At 36.5% G+C, this 23,124-nt stretch carries 18 protein-coding genes and 1 pseudogene; 7 read left to right on the top strand and 12 right to left on the bottom strand.

Annotated features, from left to right (window positions below):
- Window positions 1-10: 10 nt before the first annotated feature.
- Entirely contained in the window at window positions 11-424 is a 414-nt protein-coding gene (locus tag F777_RS0109850; RefSeq protein WP_026751892.1) for an STAS domain-containing protein, read from the bottom strand.
- 87 nt (window positions 425-511) lie between these two features.
- On the opposite strand from F777_RS0109850, the pseudogene F777_RS16400 reads away from it, so the two are divergent.
- Together F777_RS16400 and F777_RS18610 are read left to right on the top strand one after the other, a co-directional pair.
- A pseudogene (locus F777_RS16400) lies at window positions 512-2,661 on the top strand (ATP-dependent Clp protease ATP-binding subunit); the annotation flags it as partial.
- A 117-nt stretch (window positions 2,662-2,778) separates the two neighbouring features.
- Window positions 2,779-3,060 carry a hypothetical protein gene (locus F777_RS18610; RefSeq protein ID WP_369792002.1) on the top strand — a complete coding sequence of 94 codons (282 nt, stop codon included), beginning with the start codon at window positions 2,779-2,781 and terminating at the stop codon, window positions 3,058-3,060.
- Window positions 3,061-3,192: 132 nt separating this feature from the next.
- Here F777_RS18610 and F777_RS0109840 read toward each other — a convergent pair whose 3' ends face one another.
- The 4 genes from F777_RS0109840 to F777_RS0109825 all read right to left on the bottom strand — a co-directional run bounded on the left by F777_RS0109840 (window position 3,193) and on the right by F777_RS0109825 (window position 6,524).
- Window positions 3,193-3,759: a UbiX family flavin prenyltransferase gene (locus F777_RS0109840; protein WP_026751891.1), complete on the bottom strand. Its 567-nt coding sequence runs from the start codon at window positions 3,757-3,759 to the stop codon at window positions 3,193-3,195.
- A gap of 81 nt (window positions 3,760-3,840) precedes the next feature.
- Window positions 3,841-5,493 carry an alpha-glucan family phosphorylase gene (glgP, locus tag F777_RS0109835; protein ID WP_026751890.1) on the bottom strand — a complete coding sequence of 551 codons (1,653 nt, stop codon included), beginning with the start codon at window positions 5,491-5,493 and terminating at the stop codon, window positions 3,841-3,843.
- A 70-nt stretch (window positions 5,494-5,563) separates the two neighbouring features.
- The gene (locus F777_RS0109830; RefSeq protein WP_026751889.1) at window positions 5,564-6,043 is read right to left on the bottom strand and encodes a hypothetical protein; all 480 of its coding nucleotides are present in this window, start codon (window positions 6,041-6,043) and stop codon (window positions 5,564-5,566) included.
- 160 nt (window positions 6,044-6,203) lie between these two features.
- Window positions 6,204-6,524: a hypothetical protein gene (locus F777_RS0109825; protein WP_152530905.1), complete on the bottom strand. Its 321-nt coding sequence runs from the start codon at window positions 6,522-6,524 to the stop codon at window positions 6,204-6,206.
- Between the two features lie 101 nt (window positions 6,525-6,625).
- Here F777_RS0109825 and F777_RS0109820 point away from each other — a divergent pair, with 101 nt between their 5' ends.
- Genes F777_RS0109820 through F777_RS0109810 form a run of 3 tightly spaced genes read left to right on the top strand, consistent with a single transcriptional unit; the run spans window position 6,626 to window position 10,462 of the window.
- Window positions 6,626-7,300, top strand: a complete 675-nt coding sequence (locus F777_RS0109820) for a metal-dependent transcriptional regulator (RefSeq protein WP_026751887.1) — start codon at window positions 6,626-6,628, stop codon at window positions 7,298-7,300.
- Window positions 7,287-9,170 (top strand): Nramp family divalent metal transporter, encoded by a 1,884-nt coding sequence (locus F777_RS0109815; protein ID WP_026751886.1) that lies wholly within the window; start codon window positions 7,287-7,289, stop codon window positions 9,168-9,170. The genes F777_RS0109820 and F777_RS0109815 overlap by 14 nt, the downstream gene beginning before the upstream one ends.
- A gap of 59 nt (window positions 9,171-9,229) precedes the next feature.
- The gene (locus F777_RS0109810; RefSeq protein ID WP_026751885.1) at window positions 9,230-10,462 is read left to right on the top strand and encodes an NADP-dependent isocitrate dehydrogenase; all 1,233 of its coding nucleotides are present in this window, start codon (window positions 9,230-9,232) and stop codon (window positions 10,460-10,462) included.
- Between the two features lie 82 nt (window positions 10,463-10,544).
- Here F777_RS0109810 and F777_RS18210 read toward each other — a convergent pair whose 3' ends face one another.
- The 3 genes from F777_RS18210 to F777_RS0109795 are packed head-to-tail and all read right to left on the bottom strand — an operon-like array spanning window position 10,545 to window position 13,691.
- Window positions 10,545-11,336, bottom strand: a complete 792-nt coding sequence (locus tag F777_RS18210) for a DUF2452 domain-containing protein (protein WP_201767598.1) — start codon at window positions 11,334-11,336, stop codon at window positions 10,545-10,547.
- A 6-nt stretch (window positions 11,337-11,342) separates the two neighbouring features.
- Window positions 11,343-11,852 carry a DUF2911 domain-containing protein gene (locus F777_RS0109800; protein ID WP_026751883.1) on the bottom strand — a complete coding sequence of 170 codons (510 nt, stop codon included), beginning with the start codon at window positions 11,850-11,852 and terminating at the stop codon, window positions 11,343-11,345.
- Between the two features lie 39 nt (window positions 11,853-11,891).
- A complete protein-coding gene (locus tag F777_RS0109795; protein ID WP_026751882.1) occupies window positions 11,892-13,691 on the bottom strand; it encodes a BamA/TamA family outer membrane protein in 1,800 nt (599 codons plus the stop codon).
- A gap of 367 nt (window positions 13,692-14,058) precedes the next feature.
- On the opposite strand from F777_RS0109795, the gene F777_RS16395 reads away from it, so the two are divergent.
- Both F777_RS16395 and F777_RS0109785 read left to right on the top strand, forming a co-directional pair.
- Window positions 14,059-17,160, top strand: coding sequence for a hybrid sensor histidine kinase/response regulator (locus F777_RS16395; RefSeq protein ID WP_026751881.1), 3,102 nt, complete (start codon window positions 14,059-14,061; stop codon window positions 17,158-17,160).
- 11 nt (window positions 17,161-17,171) lie between these two features.
- On the top strand, window positions 17,172-18,281 hold the full coding sequence (locus F777_RS0109785; RefSeq protein ID WP_026751880.1) for a sensor histidine kinase: 1,110 nt from the start codon (window positions 17,172-17,174) through the stop codon (window positions 18,279-18,281).
- A 2-nt stretch (window positions 18,282-18,283) separates the two neighbouring features.
- Here the strand turns inward: F777_RS0109785 and nhaA are convergent, their stop codons facing one another.
- From nhaA to F777_RS16390, 4 genes are read right to left on the bottom strand one after another with little or no spacing between them, the layout of a single operon-like run.
- Complete coding sequence (gene nhaA / locus F777_RS0109780) at window positions 18,284-19,462, bottom strand: Na+/H+ antiporter NhaA (RefSeq protein ID WP_037369351.1); 1,179 nt, start codon at window positions 19,460-19,462, stop codon at window positions 18,284-18,286.
- A 5-nt stretch (window positions 19,463-19,467) separates the two neighbouring features.
- Window positions 19,468-21,114, bottom strand: coding sequence for an OstA-like protein (locus F777_RS0109775; protein ID WP_026751878.1), 1,647 nt, complete (start codon window positions 21,112-21,114; stop codon window positions 19,468-19,470).
- On the bottom strand, window positions 21,115-22,122 hold the full coding sequence (locus F777_RS0109770; protein ID WP_026751877.1) for an MlaD family protein: 1,008 nt from the start codon (window positions 22,120-22,122) through the stop codon (window positions 21,115-21,117).
- Window positions 22,123-22,180: 58 nt separating this feature from the next.
- The gene (locus tag F777_RS16390; RefSeq protein WP_051408544.1) at window positions 22,181-23,116 is read right to left on the bottom strand and encodes an N-acetylmuramoyl-L-alanine amidase family protein; all 936 of its coding nucleotides are present in this window, start codon (window positions 23,114-23,116) and stop codon (window positions 22,181-22,183) included.
- Window positions 23,117-23,124: the final 8 nt, after the last annotated feature.

Raw genomic sequence — 23,124 nt, 5'->3', positions numbered from 1 at the left:
CCATGTTGGTTTATGCAGGCTCCTCAGGATGATTTTCAAAACTGATATCATCACTGTCCAATAATTCTCTTTCAATTTCTTCCATCTGAACAATATCCCATGCTTCAGATTCAGTAGGAGTAATATTCCAGACTTCCAGAACCCCTTGCTGGTCAAGCATCTCTTCCAGTGTATCTTCTATATTACAAACCACAAATGAAGCATTTTTTTCATAGAATACCTGTTGTATTTCAGTAAGGGCGTCTGCCACTTCAGCATCCATCTTTTTAACTCCTGATAAATCTAGTATCAGGTTTTTTGGAAGATTATTCAACCTATTTCTGCAATGCTCAAGCAGGGTTTCTGACATATTTGCAGTAATATGGTCTGTTTCAGGGTTTAACACCGTGAATTTTTCCTTGGTATCAATTTTGACATTTAGCATATATGCGGCATATTAACATTCTGTGTACAAATCCTGCACAACTTCACTCAAAAATATTCGTTATAATTGTATAAATCCAAATAAGATATGGATAATAATTTTTCAGCACAGGTAAAAGAGATCATTTCTTTCAGTAGGGAAGAGGCGCTCAGATTAGGAAATGACTTTATTGGAACCGAACATTTGTTACTGGGATTAATCAGGGACGGAGATAATACAGCCATTAAAGTATTGAAACAACTGAATGTTGATCTATATGAACTTCGAAAAGAAGTTGAATTGGCAGTTAAGGATAAAACGGGTAAAAATATTGCCAATATTAATAGTCTGCCCCTTACCAAACAGGCCGAGAAAGTAATCAGGGTAACTGTTTTGGAAGCCAAAGCATTGAAAAGTCCTTTGGTGGAAACAGAGCATCTAATGCTTAGTATTCTCAAAAACAAGGAAAATATTGCAACGCAAATTCTGAATCAATTCGAAATAGACTACGATATATTCCGCAACGAACTGGGTATGGTCGGCAGTTCTAATCCATCCCCCAGAAGTGAATTTCCGGAAGATGGAGATGATGAATACGATGAAGAAAAAAAGAGTGGTTTTCAGCCTTCAAAGTCAGGCAAACCGGCTGTTGGCGGAGCAAAGAGTAAAACACCAGTTTTAGACAATTTCGGAAGAGATATTACCAAACTGGCAGAAGCTGGTAACCTGGACCCCATTGTTGGGCGTGAGGCTGAAATAGAAAGAGTTAGTCAGATTTTGAGTCGTCGTAAGAAAAACAACCCCATTCTTATAGGGGAACCTGGGGTGGGTAAAACGGCTATCGTTGAAGGATTGGCCTTAAGAATTGTACAGCGAAAAGTGAGCAGGGTATTATTCGATAAAAGAGTTATTTCTCTGGATCTGGCAGCATTGGTTGCTGGTACCAAGTATCGCGGTCAGTTTGAAGAAAGAATGAAAGCTATCATGAATGAACTGGAAAAAAACAGAGATGTGATTCTTTTCATTGATGAAATTCATACCATTGTTGGGGCGGGTGGTGCCAGTGGTTCACTGGACGCTTCCAATATCTTTAAACCCGCTTTAGCAAGAGGAGAATTGCAATGCATTGGCGCTTCTACATTAGATGAATACAGAATGTACATTGAAAAAGATGGTGCATTGGACAGGCGTTTCCAGAAAGTCCTGATTGAGCCACCTAGTGTAGACGAAACCATTCAGATTCTCAACAACATAAAATCTAAATACGAAGAATTTCATAATGTATACTATGGTGATGATGCCATAGATGCTTGTGTTAAACTAAGTGACCGATACATGACAGATCGCTTATTGCCCGATAAAGCTATTGATGTAATGGATGAAGTAGGGGCAAGGGTTCACTTGAAGAATATCAATGTACCAGAGACTATTGTGGCTCTGGAAAAGAAAATTGAAGAAGTTAAGCTGGAAAAAAATAAAGTAGTAAAAAGTCAGCGATTTGAAGAAGCTGCTTCTTTAAGAGATACAGAGAAAAAGCTGGGCGAGGAATTAGAAAGGGCAAAATTACAATGGGAGGAAGAAAGCAAGAATAAACGCTATCCAATTACGGAGGAGCATATTGCCGAAGTGATTTCTATGATGACGGGCATCCCTGTTAAACGAATGGTGGAGGCAGAAACCGAGAAATTGCGACGCATGAACGATGATATGCGAGGCATGGTTATTGGCCAGGACGAAGCCATTCAAAAAGTAGTTCGTGCTATCCAGCGTAACAGAGTGGGCTTAAAAGACCCTAAAAAACCAATCGGTACATTTATATTCCTTGGCCCAACAGGAGTTGGTAAAACTGAATTGGCACGCTCTCTGGCTCGATATATGTTTGATTCTGAAGAGTCACTTATCAGAATCGATATGAGTGAATACATGGAAAAGTTTACGGTTAGCCGATTAATTGGAGCGCCTCCCGGATACGTAGGGTACGAAGAAGGAGGTCAGTTAACCGAAAAAGTCAGAGAAAACCTTATTCTGTTATTTTATTAGATGAAATTGAAAAAGCGCATCCGGATATCTATAATATTCTTTTACAGGTTTTAGACGACGGGCAATTGACAGATGGTTTAGGTAGAAAGGTAGATTTTAAGAATACACTCATCATTATGACTTCCAATATTGGTGTACGTCAGTTGAAAGAATTTGGAGATGGTGTAGGATTTGCAACGGCTACCAGAATCCAAAATGCGGAAGAAAACAGTAAGGCTGTAATTGAAAAGGCTTTGAAGAAAACCTTCTCTCCTGAATTCCTGAACAGAATTGATGATGTAGTAGTATTTAATTCTTTAACCAAAGAAAATATATTCAACATCATTGATATCCTGATGAAGAGTGTATCTAAACGTCTTCAGAATTTGGGATTTGAACTAGAATTGACTACGGCTGCTAAAGAATTTATTGCGGATAAAGGATATGATGTTCAGTTTGGTGCAAGACCACTACACAGAGCTATTCAAAAGTACCTAGAAGATCCATTGGCAGAAGAAATCATGAAAATGTCAATTAAACAAGGGGATGTATTGGTAGCTGATTTTAATTCAGAAACTGCTTTGCTGGAATTTACATTTAAATCGCGTCAACCTGAAGAAGCCAATACGAACTCATAGAAATTCTACAAGCTGATCTTACCAGTTCTAATAAATAAATAGCCCGATACGAAATAGTGTCGGGCTTTTTTATTTAAAAATTTTAGTAGTGATTCTTGATTATGAAAAGCAAGGCAGTCATACAAAAAATAATTATCTGGAGTTGCCCCAACGATAACTCTTTATGTTAAGGCCCGCCAAATCGAGCACCCTGTCTACCACAGTTGCGGCCACTTCTTCAATGGTTTGCGGCTTACTATAAAAAGAAGGAGTCGCCGGACAGATTATCCCCCCCGCAAGGGTAATGGTTTCCATATTTTTAATATGAATCAGGTTATATGGGGTTTCTCTAGCAACCAGAATTAATTTTCTTCTTTCTTTTAGGATAACATCTGCAGCACGCGTAATTAAATCGTCGCTGATGCCAGCAGCAATTCTACCCATGGTACCCATACTACAGGGAACAACAATCATGGTATTGAATTGCGCAGAACCGGATGCAAAAGGGGCATAGAAGTCATGCTTTCCATAAAAAGTAAAAGGATATTCGGCATAGGATTTGTCTCCAATTTCGGTTTCCCATACATCCTGAGCATTTTTACTCATAACAATACCTACAGCTTCATATTGGTCCGGATTGGCTGACAACTTATCCAAAATACCTTTGGCATAAATGGATCCACTGGCACCGGTAATGGCAATGACAATTTTATGCTTCATATACATTTAACAATACTTCTCAGGAAAGGTTAAAAAAATACCCTCCTGTTTAGGAGGGCATCTAAAAAAGAGCAATTCTATTTATTTATACATGATTTCATAGTATTCGTGCGCCATTCTGTTACTGTCGAACTGGAATCTCACATCGCGCATACCATTCTTCATAATTTGTCTCCAGGTATCATGATCTTCATAATACAAAGGGATAATCTGCTGCTCCAGAATTTCATATGCTTTATTCAAATCGTATTCATCCTGATCATGTGTGGTCATGTTTGCATAATCAGCTTTAGGAACCACAAAACCATTATTACCATGGTTTACAAATTCCGGTATCCATCCATCATCTGTTGAAAAGTTAACAGCTCCATTCATGGCTGCTGTCATACCACTGGTTCCGGAAGCTTCTCTGGGAACTCTTGGATTGTTCAACCAAACATCTGCTGCTTGTTTCAAACGCTTACTGAGCGCCAGTTCGTATCCAATAACCACTGCAACATTCTTGTAGTTCTTACTCAAATGCACTAGATTATTGAATTGAGAAATAGCCGGATAATCAACGGGATAAGGTTTACCCGCCCAGATAATTTGTACCGGATGCTTTGTATTGTTCAGCATTTTCTCAAAACGTGCCATATCGTAGGTAAGCATATCTGCACGCTTGTAGCCTGCAAATCTTCTGGCCCATACAATGGTTAGTACCTTAGGGTCAAATACCTTTCCAGTCTGATCTGCCACAATTTCAAATGCACGTTTTTTCAGGAAAGATTTACGATCATCATATACTTCATCATTCCCTTCTTCCATAGCACGATACATTTGTTTATCGGCCCAATAACGCCAGTTTTGTGCATTCGTAATAGAAGTAATAGGACAGATGCCTTCATAGTTCTTCCACATTTCACGACTTACTACACCATGCAAAGCAGAAACCCCATTTGCTTTTCTGGCGAAACGTAATGCAGCCAGAGAATGGTTAAATTGATCGTCATGGGTACCTGTTAACTTTCTTACTTCATCAATACTTAGTCCACAGAAATAACTCATTTTGTGGCATAGATATAAATCGTGCTTTTCATTGCCGGCTTCTTCTGGTGTATGGGTAGTAAATACCAAGTGTTCTTTTACTTTCTCAACGCTTTTGAATTTATTCAAAAGGTAGAAAGCAGAAGAAATACCATGTGCTTCGTTGAGGTGATACACGTCAGGGTTGAAACCCAGCTCATCTATCAGTTTTGCTCCACCCACACCCAATAATATAAATTGCGCAACTTTGGTGGCCACATTGGCATCATACAATCTGTGTGTTATGGTTTGAGATACATAATCGTTCTCTGGTAAATCTGTACTTAATAAAAACAGGGGAGCACTGTTAAATGTCTCCGGATTTAAATAATAAGCTTTCACCCAAACTGGATGTTCATGAATCAGAATCTGAAACTTGATTCCTGTATCTTCCAGAAAACTATAAATCTTTTCCATGAATGTAACCTGTAGGGTCTGATCCTGGTTTCTGGCCTGATCATAATAGCCGTATTTCCATAGGATACCCACTCCAATCATGTTCTGACGCAATTCGTATGCGCTTCTTAAATGTGAACCAGCCAGATAGCCTAATCCACCGCTATATATTTTTAAAGGTTGATGTATGGCAAACTCCATAGAGAAATACGCAGCTTTCTTAGCGTATTGCTCATTAATTTGATAAGGTACATGATAACTTCTAAAGTTCATTGCTGCTTGTTTGGTTAAAAATTGATAGGCAATATAAGGCTAAAAAACGATAATGTAAATTTTACACTAACTAACGTTTATTTAGTTTTTTCTTTTTGGGATCTTTTTTTCTGGTATAACGGTCATCAAAATAACATTTAATACCCCGATGATTACCGCAGCTTCCCTGTTCTTTAATTCTTAGTTGATTGGAGGAAAAAATAAAATCAATTAAACATGGATCTCCGTTCTTTGAATAAAGTCCTTCCATGGGTTTAGCTAATTTAAATTCTCCCTTCAATTCACCTTTGCAGGCGCCGTTTGATTTCTCAAATAAAATAAAGAAGAGATAATGATTTTCGTCTTTACCGTCTCTTACCGATACATAGTTGTTCTTGTCTTTTATATAATCCCCACTCAGTTTATTTAATTTAGGCAAGGTATCCAAGGGATTGATAACAGCAGTTTTTGCAGGATCTTCATTTGAATCATTAATAACCACCATAAAGAATCCTGCATCATTGTAAACCCAGCCAGCTCTGGAAAATAACAATTCATTGTTATCACCCATTTTTTCTCTGCTGATTAAAAAAGTAGGTTCTTTATTGATATTGAGTGATCGGTGATATCCTGACTCTTCTGTGTTATTTAATAACTCTTTACTCCCCAGAAATTTATTTTTATTGTCTGTAACTATTACTGCAAGCCTTTTCTTTTTTTGTTCTCTTTAATTACAAATAGCAAATAATTTTCCTTTCTTTTTCAATAATGCCTACAGGAGAAAGGGTATAAATTTTGGTTTTACCCATTATATTACTCAAAGCCGTATCAGGATAGAACTGTAAAAAAACTTCTTTGGCAATGGTTAGCGTATCTGCATTTTTATCCAGATTGGTATCTGAAACGTTATAAGGCAAGGAAAGGGGTTTAAACACACTCAGAAAATCCTTTTCATCCACATTTGTTTTTCCGGATAAATCAATGGGTGAATCGGAACAGGAGCCCAGCAAACAAATGCAAAAGAGGATGAACAACAGATTACGCCACTTCATTCTGAGTATATTTTCATAAAAATAAGTGATTTAGGGCTTGCGAAAGAATGTTTGAAAGAAAAGGAAATAAATTTTAGATTTGTCTAAAATTTATTTTAGGCATGACCTTATCTTCTTCTGAGGAAAATTATATCAAAGCTATATTTCAACTTCAGGTGAAAGACGGGATGGTTAGCACCAATGAAGTTGCTGCCGTTTTACAAACATCCGCTGCTTCAGTTACAGATATGCTTAAGAAACTGAAGACAAAAAAGTTATTGGTGTATGAAAAATACAAAGGGTTTAAACTAAATAATGAGGGCAGAAAACTTGCCATCATGGTTATACGAAAACACAGGCTATGGGAAACTTTTCTAGTAAATATTTTACATTTTAACTGGGATGAAGTACACGAAATAGCCGAGCAGTTGGAGCATATTCAAAGTCAGCAACTCATAGATCATCTGGATGATTTTTTGGGTAATCCTGCTTTTGATCCACATGGAGATCCTATCCCGGATGCTTCAGGTAAAATGCCTTATCAGTCTCAGCTGAATCTGAACCAATTTCCCTTACAAATTGCTGGAGAAGTTAGTGCAGTTGGTAGTCAGTCACCTGATATTCTTTCATTGCTGGAACACAAAAAAATAACCATTGGAGCGAAATTAAAAGTGATGCAAAATTTTGCCTTTGATAACTCTTTTGAAATAAATGTGAATGATAAAGAAAGGGTTCATATTAGTTCCCAGCTGGCTGAACAGATTTATGTAAAAAAAATATTGCATGATAGTAAGTAAAGCAGATCAATCGCTAAGCGAAGTTCATGAAACCGTAGATACTACTGTGCCTAGAAAAGGATGGAAGCGGATACTTGCCTATATAGGTCCAGCTTATCTGGTAAGTGTAGGATATATGGATCCCGGTAACTGGGCTACTGATTTACAAGGCGGGGCAAAATTTGGGTATCAGCTGATTTGGGTTCTATTGATGAGTAATCTGATGGCTTTATTGCTTCAAAGTTTAAGCGCAAGATTGGGTATTGTAAGAAGAAGAGACCTGGCACAGGCCAACAGGGAGACCTATCCACCCTTTGTAAATTTCTGCCTGTATGTGCTGGCTGAATTGGCTATTGCAGCCTGTGATTTGGCTGAAGTGTTGGGTATGGCAATTGGTATTCATTTGCTCACAGGTTTACCCATTTTGTGGGGTACTATTATAACAGTTTTAGATACCTTTCTTTTTTTATTTCTTCAGCGTTGGGGAATCAGAAAACTGGAAGCATTTATCATTGCGTTGGTGGCTATAATTGGAGCATCCTTTCTTGTACAGATATTGATTGCCAAACCAGCTGTAGGAGATGTGGTAGGAGGATTGGTACCGGGTATGTTGCACGATGGCGCATTATATATTGCCGTAGGAATTATTGGAGCAACGGTAATGCCACATAATTTATACTTGCATTCAGCACTTGTTCAAACCCGAAAAATTAATCCGGATAAAAAAGGGATTAAAACCGCACTGAAATATAACCTGATTGACAGTACCATTGCCCTCAATGCCGCTTTTTTGGTGAATACAGCCATCCTGGTGCTTGCAGCCACTGTGTTTTACAAGACGGGTAACACAGAGGTTGCTAAAATTCAGGAAGCCCATCATTTATTGGAACCACTTTTAGGATCTTCCGTGGCACCAATTTTGTTTGCCGTTGCTTTAATTGCTGCTGGTCAAAGTTCAACCGTTACCGGAACCATGGCAGGTCAGATTGTAATGGAAGGATATTTACATTTAAGAATCAATCCCTGGCTTCGTAGATTATTGACAAGACTAATTGCCATTGTTCCTGCATTATTGGTTATTATGATTTACGGAGACGAAAAAGTGGATGATCTGCTCATTTTCAGCCAAGTAATTTTAAGTATTCAACTCGGGTTTGCCGTTATTCCATTAATCCATTTTGTGAGTGACAAATCCACAATGGGGGCATTCGTTATTGGAAAAAAGACCCAGTTCCTTGCATGGCTGGTAGCCTTAATTCTGGTATTCCTTAATGTGAATCTGGTAGTAGAGGAAGTAGCCGCCTTATTTCACAGTGGTGTTTCCTTATGGGTAAAAATGGGGGTAATATTGGCCATTCTTGGGTTTATCTGGTTGTTTTTAATGATGACATTCTATCCAATCGCTTCAAAAAAACGAAGACTGGCCAAAGATACTTTGTACGGAGATGCCATGCAATTGGATAATCTGGAAGTAAAGAAAATCCAAAAAATTGCCATTGCCCTTGACTTTACCAATGCAGATGAAAAACTCATTGCCCACGCCTTGTCTCAAGGCAACGAGATTGTATCGTACCAGCTGATTCATATTGTTGAAAGTGTGTCTGCAAGATATTCCAAAGACTCAAGTGACGACGCTGAAACCAGAAAGGACAAGGAAAGATTACAGAATTATGTTGACCAGCTAAGATCCAAAGGGCTGAATGCTAGCGGACATGTAGGATATACCCGTAGGGTAACTGAGATTGTTCGACTAGTGGAAGAATTGGGTTCAGATATGCTGGTTATGGGAGCTCATAGGCATAGCGGATTAAAAGACTATATATTTGGAGAGACTATTGAGGACGTAAGGCATAAACTGACCATTCCTGTTCTAATTGTGAATGTTTCTTAAAACCGGATTCCCCAATAAATAATATATTTGCCGACTGAATACATCAAAAAATAGAAACTATGGCCCAAAAAATTAAAGTTGCCAATCCGGTAGTAGAATTGGATGGAGATGAAATGACAAGAATTATTTGGAAGTTCATTAAAGACAAATTGATTTTACCCTATCTAGATTTAGATATTAAGTACTACGACTTAGGTATGGAATACCGCGATGAAACCAATGATCAGGTTACTATTGATGCGGCAAATGCAATTAAGCAATATGGCGTTGGAATTAAATGCGCTACCATTACACCAGACGAACAACGTGTAAAAGAATTCAATCTGAAACAAATGTGGAAGAGCCCTAACGGAACTATCCGAAATATTCTGGATGGTACCGTTTTCAGAGAACCCATCGTTTGTTCAAACGTACCCAGATTGGTACCTAACTGGACAGCCCCTATTTGTATTGGCCGTCATGCATTTGGAGACCAGTATCGTGCTACTGATTTTGTTACAAAAGGCAAAGGAAAACTAACTGTAAAATTTGAAGGAGAGGACGGAACTGTTCAGGAGTTTGAAGTGTATAATTTCAAAGGTGATGGCGTGGCTTTAGCTATGTACAATACCGATGAGAGTATCAAAGGGTTTGCGCGCGCTTGTTTTAATCAGGCTTTAATTAAGAAATGGCCTTTGTATTTATCTACAAAGAATACTATTTTAAAGAAATACGACGGTCGCTTCAAGGATATTTTTGAAGAGATTTATCAAAATGAGTTCAAACAATCATTCACTGAAGCCGGCATTACCTATGAACATCGTTTAATTGATGATATGGTTGCTTCTGCTTTAAAATGGAACGGCAATTTTGTTTGGGCATGTAAAAACTACGACGGAGACGTTCAAAGTGATACGGTTGCTCAGGGATTTGGCTCTTTAGGCTTAATGACTTCTACACTAGTTACTCCTGATGGAAAAGTAATGGAAGCAGAAGCAGCCCACGGAACCGTTACCAGACATTACAGAGAACACCAAAAAGGAAATCGCACTTCAACCAATCCAATCGCATCTATTTTTGCATGGACTCGTGGTTTGGAATTCAGAGGTAAGCTAGATAGCAATCAGAATTTAATTAACTTCTGCCAAACGCTTGAAAAAGTATGTGTGGATGTAGTTGAATCCGGAAAAATGACCAAAGACCTAGCGGTATGTATTTACGGTAATAAGGTAAATCATGGTGAACATTATTTGTATACAGAAGAATTCTTAGACGCAATTGATGCTGAATTAAGCAAGCGTTTAGCAAATTAATTCTTTATAAAACTAAAAATCCCGGTAGTTCTAATTCTTACCGGGATTTTTTTATGCAACATTTACAAATTGATTGTTGTTCCTAAGAAACTTCCACCCAGGTATGATCGGCTAATAATTTTACGGAAGATACAAATTGCTTAAATGGTCCGCTAGCTCCCCATTCCTGAGGCGCTACTAAAGATAATATATGTGTACTATCCTTTTTTTCATATAAGTGATATACCTGACCAATTTGTGGTTTAAAATTAAGTTTGGCTTCGTAAATCATCATACTGAGTTCCTTGCGTTTTCTTATCTCCTGTGCTTGCCTTGCCAGTAATTCAATCTGCTGCCTTATTTGGTCTAATTGCATATTGGTCTGGTCTTCCATAGCACTCAATGCCTTATGTTTAATAACCCCTTCCTTGGTAGGCCGGATGGCAACCCCAGCTACAGAAGACGAATAGGGAAGTACACTGAGTTGCTTATGATACACTTCCAGGTTTTTGTATTGCTTCCCATTCTCATCGGTTCCTGCCTGCGTAATACGCATATAACCGTTGGGTAGAATTTCATGCGTAACCTCTAAAACAGACAAGCTGTTTTTGTAAAAAACAACCATTAAAGTAGAAGAATTAACAATATCCGCTTTTATTTCATCAGCAAGTTCATTGTCCTCCAGTTTTTGCATAGCATCGTTGGGTACAACTTTGTACTGAGTATAGAATGCTTCATTATCCAGGCTTACCCAGTTTATACTGAAGCTTAATGCCTGACCATTATCAAGACTCTCGATTTTATAGTTTCCGCTCTTGGGTGCAATACCTTTTTGGAAATTACATTTTTCGGGGAATAATTGCCAGCTGGACAGAAAATTATATGCTTGTACCATGATGCCTTATTCAACAGTAAAACCAAAGTTCAGGTTGCCCCAAAGAATTTGTACCATGCCGTTTTTTTCAATTGTGTAGATTAGTTTATCTGAGGTTTCAGCATTATTAGTCAGTTTTGCATCAACGCGCAAAGCGTCTTCCGTCTCTTTATATTGAAACGCACCCCATTGTTTCCAAACCTTATTAAAAATCACCGTTGCGCTGCTTTCATTTTGTAAAATAAAAAGTGAATATTTTCCAGCAGGCAACATTTTACCATTGATTTTAACATCTTTTGAAGTCTCAAATACGGTTGCATCATTAGCACCTGCACGCCATATTTTGTTTAACATTGGTTCTACATCTTTTCCAGGAGTTCTCCCTTTTAAAGAGGGCTGACCATATTTAATGGAAATTTCTGTTCCATTATTTAGGGTAGCTTTCAATTCTGTGGCCGGACTTGGCTTAGGATTGTTTTGGGCATAACCAAAAGCACTAATTAGTGCAAGACTCGCAGCAAATAATAATTTTTTCATAATAGATTGTTTAACAGAATTTAATATAAATGGTTCATTTTAATTTACAACAACAAAGTCAGGTTTTTGAATTAGTGTAGTTTGATAGCGGAATCTCAGATTTGTTGAAAGACTAATATTCCAAGGACTCATTGATTCAACAACCTTGGGGAAAAAATAGGCTTTTAATTCAATGGTGCCAAATACAAGGTTTTCATTTCGAGTTCTTACGCCGCCACCGAAGGCACTGTACAATACTCCGTTTTCAGGGTCTGAAGCAGAAAGTTTTAAAAGAGATAGATTGGAAAATACGAATGGGGCAAAATTAAAACCAGCAAGTTTATACGTATTATAAAATACAGTTTCTGCATTAACTGTAATTCTTGCAGTACCATCTATACGGGTATTTCTTATTCGGGGAATACCAAAAATACTGGATACCCTTAATGGATCATTTAACCGGATAAATTTCTGTACAGTTATGCTCCCACTGATAAAGTGCCTCATAAACCAATTTTTACCTTTCAATTGTTTTAAGGGAGTAATCAATTCCATGCTAGTGAGAGCAGACAGGTCCTCAGGCTTTTGCTGATTAATATACCCTCCGGCTTTAATGGTATAATTCAAAAACGCTTTTTTTGAGTTGAAATAACTCCGCTGATATTCAGCGCCAAAATACATTCTGGATATATCTTGTCTGTCTGCCAAGCCTCCGGTGAAAGTTAAACTGAACCCTTCAGGCAAATCTTCATTTCTTCCAAATCCATAAATAAAATTGGTATGATAGAAATCCCTCTCAAATAGGGTATAGGAAAACAATACTCCCGTAATATCATTGTAGCGGCTATCGTAAATCAATTTCAGCGTGTCAGGTCGTTCTGTAAAATACCTGTGAATAATTCTGCCAGAAAGAATACTTCTTTTTCTTATACCTAAATTATCCAGCATCCTTTCCTTTGCTCCCAAACTATAGCCAAGCCATACATCTGCATTATAATAGCCGTATTTTAGCTGCTGCTCATAAATATTAGCAGGCGTATAAGTATTGCTTGTATTATTAACAGATAGTTCAAAGCCACCTGTATAAGGATGATAGGGGCTCACCAAAGGCAAGTCTCCTCTTATGAAATACGCATTTTCTTCTCTTCTTCCCGAATTAAAGGCAGGTCTTTCCGACTGAAATCCGGCCGAGATATTTAGAAAACTTCCACCAATATTTCTTGCAAGATATTCAAAGCCATATCCATAACTAGGGCGTCTTCTTGTGTCAAAAAATTGTCGAATACGCATTCTGTTACCAGACCCAAAAACATTGTCATTATTTAATTCAACATCCAATAAGTTAGTATTGAACTCTGGTACACTGCCCCCAATTGGAAATACATCTTTTACTAAGACCATTACATCAACTTCATCAGGATTATTTTGAATTGGCATAATAACAATACTTGCATCCTGAATAATACTTAAGTCACGTAGGTACCTTATATTATCAGAAAACAAATCAGGATCTACTCTTTCTCCTGCTTTAAAGAACAAATTTTTTCGGACAACGGAATAACGAGTACTTGTATGTAATGAATTTCCCAACTTATCTAAAAAGTTATTCCGAGAAATAGAAGTATCAGAGAGTAGCTTGTTAAATCCAAGTTTGTTTACATAAACATATCGGATAAACTTCCCTTCGTACGGTTCAAAGTCAAGAGTATTTTTAGTTGCCTCCTGCGTAGGTATACCTTTTACAGGAATTGAATTATTCACAGATATGGATTGTACTACTCTGTTAAATAATTTTCGGGTAGCCGTAATACTATCCTCAGACTGCTTATTTTTTTCTTGTGCATAGATGATATTGCACATACAAAACAAGCATGAAACAAGTGATATATATCCTTTTTTTAACATTCGCTACCCATCCATTAGTTCATCAATAGAATAATCAAACTGTTTCTTGTAGTGGTATTACTACAAATTACAAATAAGTACAAATAATTCGTCAGTAACGCTTATTTAATTTTAAATTTAGAGTACATAAATGAATTTATTAAATGAAAAGCAATATTCCATTTAAATTATATTCTGGATTAGGGATTTCAATCTTTCTGGTTTTGCTAGTTGGATATTTTTCTATTGATACACTCAATAATCAGGTAGAAAAAACAACGCATTTAATAAAATTAAAAAATCAATCAGCGATGTTCAAGACCTGCAGTACAATATTTCTCAGATGCGATCTGCTCGTTTTAATTACTGGATAGGCGGTAATGAAGGAGATATCACCAATTACGAACTAACTGCATCTGCCATTAAGCCCATTTTGGTAAAACTTCATTTGGGATTGCCCGATAATATCAACCTGAATAACAAGGTTAATTCACTGGATACAGCATTGACAGCATTGAATTTATATTGGGGCAACAAAGGAAAAATTCTTTCTGGTCAATCCAGAAATACTTTACAGGAGATTGCAAATACAGAGGAAGCAGCAGTACAAAAAGTTTTGCTATTAATTGATCAGATAAAAAGGTCATTAATATTTGAACTAGATGCAACAGAAAATAGTATAAAAGCATCATTCGCTGTTTCTACCAAAATAATCGTTGGTGGTGTAATTCTTTTGATTGTAATTGTATTAATACTGGTTAATGCGGTAGTAGCCACTTTAAAAAGCAGATTCAGATCGGAGAGAAGACTTAAAGAAACGGTTGCCAAAATGGAAGATATTAACCAGTTAGCTACCGAAAAAAATAAATTACTTGAGGGAGTAAGCTACATCAATGACCATATTCAAAAATCCAATTCTTTACTTACTTTATCAACCAATGTCATCAGATCTGTTGTTGGTTATTTAGAAGTTCCTGCAGGTGTTATTTATATTAAAAATGAAAAGTCTGATTATCTGGAAATGACAGCTGGGGTTGCTATCTCATCAGATGCAAAAATTGGATTCAAGATAGGAGAGGGAATAATTGGTAATGCAGCATTGCAAAGAGAAGCAGTAAGCATTTCTGATGTACCTGGTGATTATTGGCATGTGGAAACAGCCCTGGGTGATATGACTGGCAAAGGTGAAATATTATGTATGCCCCTTTGGTTGGATAATGAATTAAAAGGATTAATTGAATTAGGAATTTTTGGAAAATTCTCTGCACATCAGAAAAACTTACTAGAGAATATTGCACACAATGTTGCATCTGCCATACAGGCAGAACAGGCTAGGGCAAAAATTAATCATTTATTAGCAGAGGTTCAGGAGCACAAAGACAGCCTTGTTAAACAACAAGAAGAATTAAGACAGACAAATAATGAACTCAGCAGACAGGCTCATGAGTTACAGGAAACCAGTAAATACAAGTCTGAATTTCTGGCTAATATGTCACACGAACTTAGAACTCCTTTAAATAGTGTTTTAATACTGGCTAAATTACTAGCAGATAATAATCCTCGTAATCTTACAGAAAAGCAAATTGAATACGCCACTATTATTCACCGATCTGGTTCTGATTTATTAAAATTGATTAACGATATTCTTGACCTTTCTAAAATTGAAGCTGGGAAAGTTGATCTTAACATTGAAGAAACCAGTATTGATAGCATTATCAAGGACTTGCATCAATTATTTTCTGTAGTTGCTTCACAAAAGAATATTGAATTTGTTATTAACAAAAATCCTTATTTGCCGCATACTATAAAAACAGATGTCTTAAGACTTGAACAGATAATAAAGAATCTGTTATCCAATGCATTTAAGTTTACCCCGGAAAATGGAAAAGTAATCGTACAATTTAATGCACTAGAACATCCTGATGGCAAAAGAATCAGTATACAGGTAAAAGATTCAGGAATTGGCATTTCAGCTGAAAAACAAAAACTGATATTTGACGCTTTTCAGCAGGCAGATGGCTCAACAAGTCGAAAATATGGTGGAACCGGATTAGGTCTCTCTATTAGTAAGGAATTGACCAGGCTACTAGGAGGAGAAATTATGGTTAACAGCACGGAAGGCAAGGGAAGTGAATTTACTGTGATTGTTCCCGTTGAAGCTTCTGGAGTTCAAAGTCAATTTATAGAGGAATTAAAAACCATAGCTGCTCCAGAATTGAATGATATTCAGGAACAAAACAAAGTGTCAGACGACAGAAATCAACTGATAGATAACGACGAAGTAATATTGATAATAGAAGATGATGAAAATTTCGCAACCATCGTAAGGGATTTCGCGAGGAATAAAAAGTTTAAAACTATTGTGGCTTTAAGTGGGGATGAGGGTTTATACTATTCTAGAAAATATAGGCCGAATGCAATTATACTAGATGTTCAATTACCCATACTAGATGGCTGGTCACTGCTAAAAATTCTGAAAGATGATCCTGAGACCAAACATATACCCGTACATATTATTTCAGCATTTGATGACAATCGTTTTAATTCGGGTGGAGCACTTGCCTATGTTAAAAAACCTATCAACTTAGAAGGTCTAAATCTAGCTTTCAATAAAATAAGCGCCTTTATAAAACAAAATTTCAAAAACGTTTTATTAGTTTCTCCTGAATACTTTAAAGACAAAAAAATTGATTCTATATTTCAACAAAAATTAAAGTCAGTCAATTTCTTTAACGCAAGCAGTATTGATGACGCTGTTGCAATTACCGAGAAAAAGCATATCGACTGTATAATTGTTGATTTAGGCAATCAAGTAAAAAAAGGAATTGAAGCATTACAGGAGTGGAGAAGTGAATTACAAAATAAAAAAATACCTTTTATATTGTTGATTGACAATGATATACCTGCATCTGAGGAGGATTTACTGAAGCCTTTTGCTGAAGCTATCATCCGCAATGATTTATCTGTAAATGATAATCTCATTACAGAATTGGATTCCTTTTTGTATCAAATAAAAAGATATGAGAAAGCAAATGTGCAAACAGCTAATATGATTTCTGATTTAAAGGACTTAAAGGGATTCAAAATTCTAATTGTAGACGATGACATGAGAAATGTGTATGCTTTAAGCACTGCAATTGAATCAGAACATGCAGAAATTATTTCTGCTGCAGATGGTAAAGAGTCCTTAGAAATGCTAAAAAAACATACAGACACTAATTTGGTTTTGATGGATATTATGATGCCTGAAATGGATGGCTATGAAGCAATGAAGAGAATAAGAAATGAATTACAACTAAAAGAATTGCCAATCATTGCCTTAACTGCAAAAGCAATGGAAGGAGACAGGGAGAAGTGTATTTCTTCTGGGGCATCTGATTATATTACTAAACCAGTTGATATTCAAAAGCTGATATCCATGATTAAAATATGGGTATCTAAATAAAGGAAACAATAATGAGTCAAGTAATAAATACTGATAACTTTTTAATCTTACTGGTAGACGACAGGCCTGAGAATCTAATTGCTCTAGAAGAGATTTTAGCTCAACCTGGGAGATCATTTATAAAGGCCAGTTCAGGAAATGAAGCCTTGAAATTGGCTTTAAAGTATGAGAATATTGGATTGGTAATGTTAGATGTTCAGATGCCCGAAATGGATGGATTTGAAGTTGCCAGAATGCTTCAGTTAAATAAGAAAACCCAGCACCTCTCCATTATATTTGTTACCGCTATCAGTAAAGAAGAGAAATTTGTTTTGAAGGGGTTTGAAGAGGGTGCTGTTGATTATTTACAAAAACCATTGGATATTAATATTACCCGGGCTAAAGTAAAAGTATTTGAGAGACTCTATTTTGCACAGCAGCGTTTAAAACAGAGTTTACTGGAAACAGAACTGGTAAACAAGCAGCTAGAACGATTCGTTTTTATTGTTTCTCACGATTTAAAATCTCCTGTAGCAACAATTGCCATGCTGGCAGATATGATGCAGAAGGAAGATATTGTTAAAAACGAACCTGAATTATTGGAAAATACTTCAATAATTTACAGTTCAGCCTCTAGATTAACAGGGATGATTGAATCCATTTTAGATTATTCCAGAAAAAGTCTAAATGAACAAGTAGTTGAAGAAGTGAATGCTTACGATTTGGTAAATGATATTGTTAAAATGCTTTCTTTAAAACCCAATACCCAACTTCATATCGATGAAAATTTGCCAAAGTTCCGAACCCGTAAGATAAAATTGCAACAGGTATTTCAAAATTTGCTATCCAATGCTATTAAATACAATAACAACCCTAATCCAGAAATAAGCATTGGTCTACATAGTACCAATTCCGAGTTTTATATATTTTATGTGAAAGACAATGGACAAGGGATTTCACGTCAGGATCAGAATAGAATTTTCAAACTGTTTGAAACCACAGATAACAAAGCAAGCGGAGAATCTAGTACAGGTATCGGATTGAATTTATTGAAAATGTTAGTAGAGGAACAAGGGGGTAAAATAAAACTGGAGAGTAGTCCTGAAACAGGAAGCACTTTTTATTTTGAGTGGAGAAAATAATATTATTTTCTCATCGCTATCCATGCATAACCAACTATCATCGAAAATACAGAAGTTACCAGAACGGCTAATTTGGCAATATCCTGTGTAGCTGTTTCAGAAAAAGCAAGCATTGAGATAAATATACTCATGGTAAATCCAATCCCAGCTAAAATACCTGCACCAATCATCTGATGCCAATTGGTCTGATTGGGCAATTGAGCCCATTTTCTTTTTATCATCCAATAAGAAGCCAGACAGATTCCCAAAGGCTTTCCGATGAATAAACCAGCCATTATTCCTGCTGAAAAAGCATTGTTAAGTGCTCCAATCCCAGATTCAGGAAATATGATTGCTGTATTGGCAAGTGCAAAAAGAGGCATTATAATAAAATATACTGGCGTATGAAATTTAATCTCCAATTCCGGCAGCTTGCTTACAGGAATGGTAAAGGCAAATAATACGCCCGCAACAGTTGCGTGTATACCAGAATTAAACATTGTATACCATAAGGCAATTCCCAGTACCCAGGTATACCAGCCTAGTTTAACCTTATTTTTCTGAAGGGATAATAAAACCAACATGATGAGTGCACTCAGCAACAGGTAAAAAAGTTTTAATTGACTGCCATAAAAAAGAGCAATTACCACAATTGCACCCAAATCATCAATGATGGCCAGTGCAGTTATAAATACTTTTAATGCAACCGGGACACGATTACCCAGCAAGGAAGCAATTCCAAGTGTAAAAGCAATATCTGTGGCCATTGGAATGGCCCATCCACTTGTATAGTTTGTTCCCCTTGCGAATTGCGTGTAAATGATTGCAGGAACAATCATTCCACCAATGGCTGCTGCAACGGGTAATATAGACTGCTTAAAAGAAGCTAACTCTCCGCTTACCAGCTCTCTCTTGATCTCCATTCCTGCCAAAAAGAAAAACGCCGCCATCAACAAATCATTGATGACTACTATTATTGAATTGGGCAAATGCAAGAATCCCCACTCAAAAGCATGTGCTTGAGTACCGTCAATACTTAGTTGAAAGAATCGGGTATATGCTTCTGAAATTACAGGTATATTGGAAAGAACTAACGAAAGTAGGGTAGCCACTAATAAACTAATACCAATAGATCGGCTATCGTGAATAAATACTTTTAAAGGTTCAATAATTACTTTCCTAACAATTTTTCTGGCAGCCATACATTTTATTTAAAAATAAGCAAGTCAAATTTAGATTTCGGTCTTAGGTTTTCATTCCATTTAAATCCTCTGATTTTTAATTCCTCATGATTGGTACCGCGCATTGGATAAGTAGTTCCCTCCAGATTTCTTAGAAAAACAACTTTTTGAGGTTTACTATCTTCAAAAAAAACATCTATTATATCTGCAGAAGATTTATTTACCCCTATGAAATTCTTTTCTTCGTCCAATGCATAATATACATTCTCTGCATTCCCTTTTGCCCTCATTTCATTAATTTTTCCATCCACAAAATTAGCATTGATAGTAGTACCTCTTAATTGGTTATAATAATCAGCACTGTCTACTTTATTGATTGCCATACTATTCTCAAAAACATACAATCGCTCTGGTTTCTTGTTTTTGATAAACAGATAAATAGTGTCTCCGGTAATCTGATTTTCCTGCGCCCAAACAATTGGTTTCTTGAACAATCGGAATACACTATCCTTTAATGAATAGAATAGACTATCTCCAGTGGCCTGAAGGGAATCCGAAAATATTTTTACATTATAATAGGCTTCAAAGAATTTATCAGCACTGTCTTCTTCGTCTTTGGGAATAAGCTTAGTCTGTTTTGAAATTGAATCTAACCAAAAAGCATCCCGAACCTGAGGAACAATTCGTTTCTTGGTAAGATCAGAAAGCTTTGCTGAATAAAGTGTATCTGCTGCAATATAAATAGTATCTGCTCCTTGTTTAATCAGCAACAACGGTTTTTGGGTAGCTACCATTGAATTTGTCTTTTTATTGGTTCGGATATTATTGGCAATCATATCGAAACCTTGAGCAGTATCCTTGCTTTTATACACTGCATTACCCCTAAATTCACCCAAGCCAGTTGAATCATCAAAAGCCATATCATCTGCTGTAAAAATGGCACTACTATCATCAATAACAGATCTCTTGTAGAGTTCTGCTTTTTTATTTTTCATATCATAAAAACCTTCTCTGGTTTTTATGGTTCGTTTATCTTTTACATTATAGACGATCGTAGGAGAGGTGAAAGTTGCAATTTCAGTACTGGTATTGTATTGAAGCGTATCCGAATTAATTTTATTGTCAGGATCAATCATTACCACTTTCTTCTTAAAAATCACATCTTTGGTATCCCCGTAATAATATCCTTCGGTACTGGTTAGCGTAGATTTCTTATTCACCAATTTACCCCCTTTTAAGTAAGTGCCAATTTTTACAGTAGCATCATATTCCAGTTCTTCTGTAGTAAGTGTTCCTTCACCATCTGTTAATCTTACTTTTTTTTGCAAATAGGCTTTTTTTTCTTTGCCCAGGTATTTTAAATATTGAGCATAAGTATGAATACTATCAGCATCATTAATATGCACATTACCAAATGCTTCCAATATATTTAATTGCCTGTTTAACACTGCACTGTCGGCATAAAAAAGTACTTTATCTTGCTTCACAATAACTTTCCCAACAAGTGAAACAATCTCATTCAAGGAATCTAATTTCTGATAGTTATATTTCAAGGCTGATAAAATATCAATTTTTTTTCCCTCAGGGGCAAGTGAGTCGGAGGGAAGTCTTTGCGCCAAAAGATTGCCGCTCAAACAAGTAATGCTTGCCAGAAGAATTAGCCAGCTTCTCATTTACTGATTTCCTTTAAGAGTATCTGCCAATGGTTGCATTAAAGGACCTGATTTATCCTTTTTCCCAAATACCGAAATATTCACATAACGTTTGGGATGCATCCTTAAATCATCCACCAAAATATTGGCACTTTTAATGGTATTATTCAGGTTATTATATAAACTGGGATCATTCAATAATTTACCCATACTACCCTGATCGGAATTGATTTTCTCTACTACTGAATTCAGATTGGCTACTGCAACTTTTAATTGATTGATTGAACCTGCCAGATCTGCTTTGGCTAAATTATCTGAGGCTTTGGCAACATTTCCTAAAGTCTGTGAAATTTTTTCATTGTTATCAGACAAATTTTTAGTGAACTTATTCACGTTATTAATACTCAAAGCAATGCTGCCTGTTTGTTGATTCAACATTTGCTGCAAGGAAGCAGAAGAAACCACTAAGCTTTCCGTTGTTTTATTTACATTGGAGATAACCGACTGAATGTTATTCTTTGTCTTAGGATCAAAAATCGTATTGATATTTTTCAATACCTCATCCAGGGTCTGAATCGTTTTTTCTAATTGAACTGTAACTGGCGTTACTTTATCCATGATTCCACTTAACATGCCTTTTGCTTCAGCCGTTTGTAATGTATCTCCTTGCTGCAAATAGGTTTTTTGATCGCCCAATTGAATATCAATACTAGGAGTCCCAAGCGGATTCTCGCGAATTACCGCTACTGAATTAACGGGTATATTATAATGGTCGGTTAATTTAATGGATACAATGATGGAAGCAATATTGGGATCTGCATTTTCTATATCAGCTACAGCACCTACCTGAAATCCTTTCACATAAACTGGGTTAGAGATTTTAATCCCCTTGGTTTCTGAATAGACTGCATATATATAATTGCCTGTTTTCAGCAGGGTTTTCCCTTTTAGAAAATTAAAGCTTAGTATAAGCAAGGTAATTGCTACTGCTGTTAGTGCTCCAACCTTGGTTTCATTTGATACCGTCATTGAAAAGAATAATTTATGGCTAGTACAAATTTACGGTTCTTCAACCGTTAATTGTATATTACCTGTTACCAGTAGAAGTTGTCAATTGCTTTTCAAGGGAAAACTTATATCGTTTTACAGCTTTAATGATGACTTCACATATTTCTTTTTGGCCTTCTTCACTGTTTAAATAGTCTTCTTCTTCAGGGTTGGAAATAAACCCAGTTTCAACTAGTACAGCAGGCATATTTACCGCATGTAGCACAAAAATACCCTCATTTCGCTGCTTAGCTTCCCGGCTGATACGCCCCACTTTTTTAAACTCATCTTCAATAGTGAGCGCCAAATCGGCACTGCGTTGGAAATAAGTTTGCGTTTTCATGCTTAAAAGCATCATTTTAGCAGGATCGTTTTGTTCAAATAGTTTCCTTTCTTGTTCAGTTGCGCTGTCCATGGCTAAATCATCACCTTGGCTGAGTGCCTTCATTCTACCGCTCGTCTTGTTTACATTGTAGATAAAAGTTTCCGTTCCTTTAGCTGGGTTGGGAATATACCAGGTTCTGTAATCCTTCACCTGCTTGGTATATTTCTTTTTCTTTTTGCCCTTGCCTTTGTATGCAGTTACGGTTTTATAACCAACAAATTCTGTTTGCTTTATGGGTCTGGCACTGTTTACGTGTATACATAGGAACAAATCACCCTTTGCCTGATTGGCAATTTCAGCCTTTCTTACAACATCGTCGTAAACATCAGTAGTTCTGGTCATGAAAATATCTACGTCTGGAATTTCCTGACGCATCATTTTCTCCAATTTCAAAGAAATGGCAAGACATAAATCTTTCTCTGTTGAATATCTACCCTTGGCACCTACATCGGAACCTCCGTGCCCTGCATCAATTACAATTCTTCTAAGGGGTTGTTTTTGCTGAGTCCCTGGGTTTTTATCTGTAAACGAAGCGAACAGAATAAAAGAAAAAGGTAAGCAGAGCCAAGCAGCAATATATCTCTTAATCATATCATTTT

This window comes from Sediminibacterium sp. C3, from assembly GCF_000508085.1.
Classification (GTDB): domain Bacteria; phylum Bacteroidota; class Bacteroidia; order Chitinophagales; family Chitinophagaceae; genus Sediminibacterium.
The sequence above is the reverse complement of the archived record's forward strand: the minus strand, read 5'-3'. Positions and strand labels throughout refer to the sequence as shown.

What these genes read in the sequence shown, in the direction of transcription:
- F777_RS0109850 (WP_026751892.1), bottom strand. Translation starts at nt 424, where the DNA reads ATGCTAAATGTCAAAATTGATACCAAGGAAAAATTCACGGTGTTAAAC.
- F777_RS18610 (WP_369792002.1), top strand. Translation starts at nt 2,779, where the DNA reads ATGAAGAGTGTATCTAAACGTCTTCAGAATTTGGGATTTGAACTAGAA.
- F777_RS0109840 (WP_026751891.1), bottom strand. Translation starts at nt 3,759, where the DNA reads ATGAAGCATAAAATTGTCATTGCCATTACCGGTGCCAGTGGATCCATT.
- glgP (WP_026751890.1), bottom strand. Translation starts at nt 5,493, where the DNA reads ATGAACTTTAGAAGTTATCATGTACCTTATCAAATTAATGAGCAATAC.
- F777_RS0109830 (WP_026751889.1), bottom strand. Translation starts at nt 6,043, where the DNA reads ATGGGTGATAACAATGAATTGTTATTTTCCAGAGCTGGCTGGGTTTAC.
- F777_RS0109825 (WP_152530905.1), bottom strand. Translation starts at nt 6,524, where the DNA reads ATGAAGTGGCGTAATCTGTTGTTCATCCTCTTTTGCATTTGTTTGCTG.
- F777_RS0109820 (WP_026751887.1), top strand. Translation starts at nt 6,626, where the DNA reads ATGACCTTATCTTCTTCTGAGGAAAATTATATCAAAGCTATATTTCAA.
- F777_RS0109815 (WP_026751886.1), top strand. Translation starts at nt 7,287, where the DNA reads ATGATAGTAAGTAAAGCAGATCAATCGCTAAGCGAAGTTCATGAAACC.
- F777_RS0109810 (WP_026751885.1), top strand. Translation starts at nt 9,230, where the DNA reads ATGGCCCAAAAAATTAAAGTTGCCAATCCGGTAGTAGAATTGGATGGA.
- F777_RS18210 (WP_201767598.1), bottom strand. Translation starts at nt 11,336, where the DNA reads ATGGTACAAGCATATAATTTTCTGTCCAGCTGGCAATTATTCCCCGAA.
- F777_RS0109800 (WP_026751883.1), bottom strand. Translation starts at nt 11,852, where the DNA reads ATGAAAAAATTATTATTTGCTGCGAGTCTTGCACTAATTAGTGCTTTT.
- F777_RS0109795 (WP_026751882.1), bottom strand. Translation starts at nt 13,691, where the DNA reads ATGTGCAATATCATCTATGCACAAGAAAAAAATAAGCAGTCTGAGGAT.
- F777_RS16395 (WP_026751881.1), top strand. Translation starts at nt 14,059, where the DNA reads ATGCGATCTGCTCGTTTTAATTACTGGATAGGCGGTAATGAAGGAGAT.
- F777_RS0109785 (WP_026751880.1), top strand. Translation starts at nt 17,172, where the DNA reads ATGAGTCAAGTAATAAATACTGATAACTTTTTAATCTTACTGGTAGAC.
- nhaA (WP_037369351.1), bottom strand. Translation starts at nt 19,462, where the DNA reads ATGGCTGCCAGAAAAATTGTTAGGAAAGTAATTATTGAACCTTTAAAA.
- F777_RS0109775 (WP_026751878.1), bottom strand. Translation starts at nt 21,114, where the DNA reads ATGAGAAGCTGGCTAATTCTTCTGGCAAGCATTACTTGTTTGAGCGGC.
- F777_RS0109770 (WP_026751877.1), bottom strand. Translation starts at nt 22,122, where the DNA reads ATGACGGTATCAAATGAAACCAAGGTTGGAGCACTAACAGCAGTAGCA.
- F777_RS16390 (WP_051408544.1), bottom strand. Translation starts at nt 23,116, where the DNA reads ATGATTAAGAGATATATTGCTGCTTGGCTCTGCTTACCTTTTTCTTTT.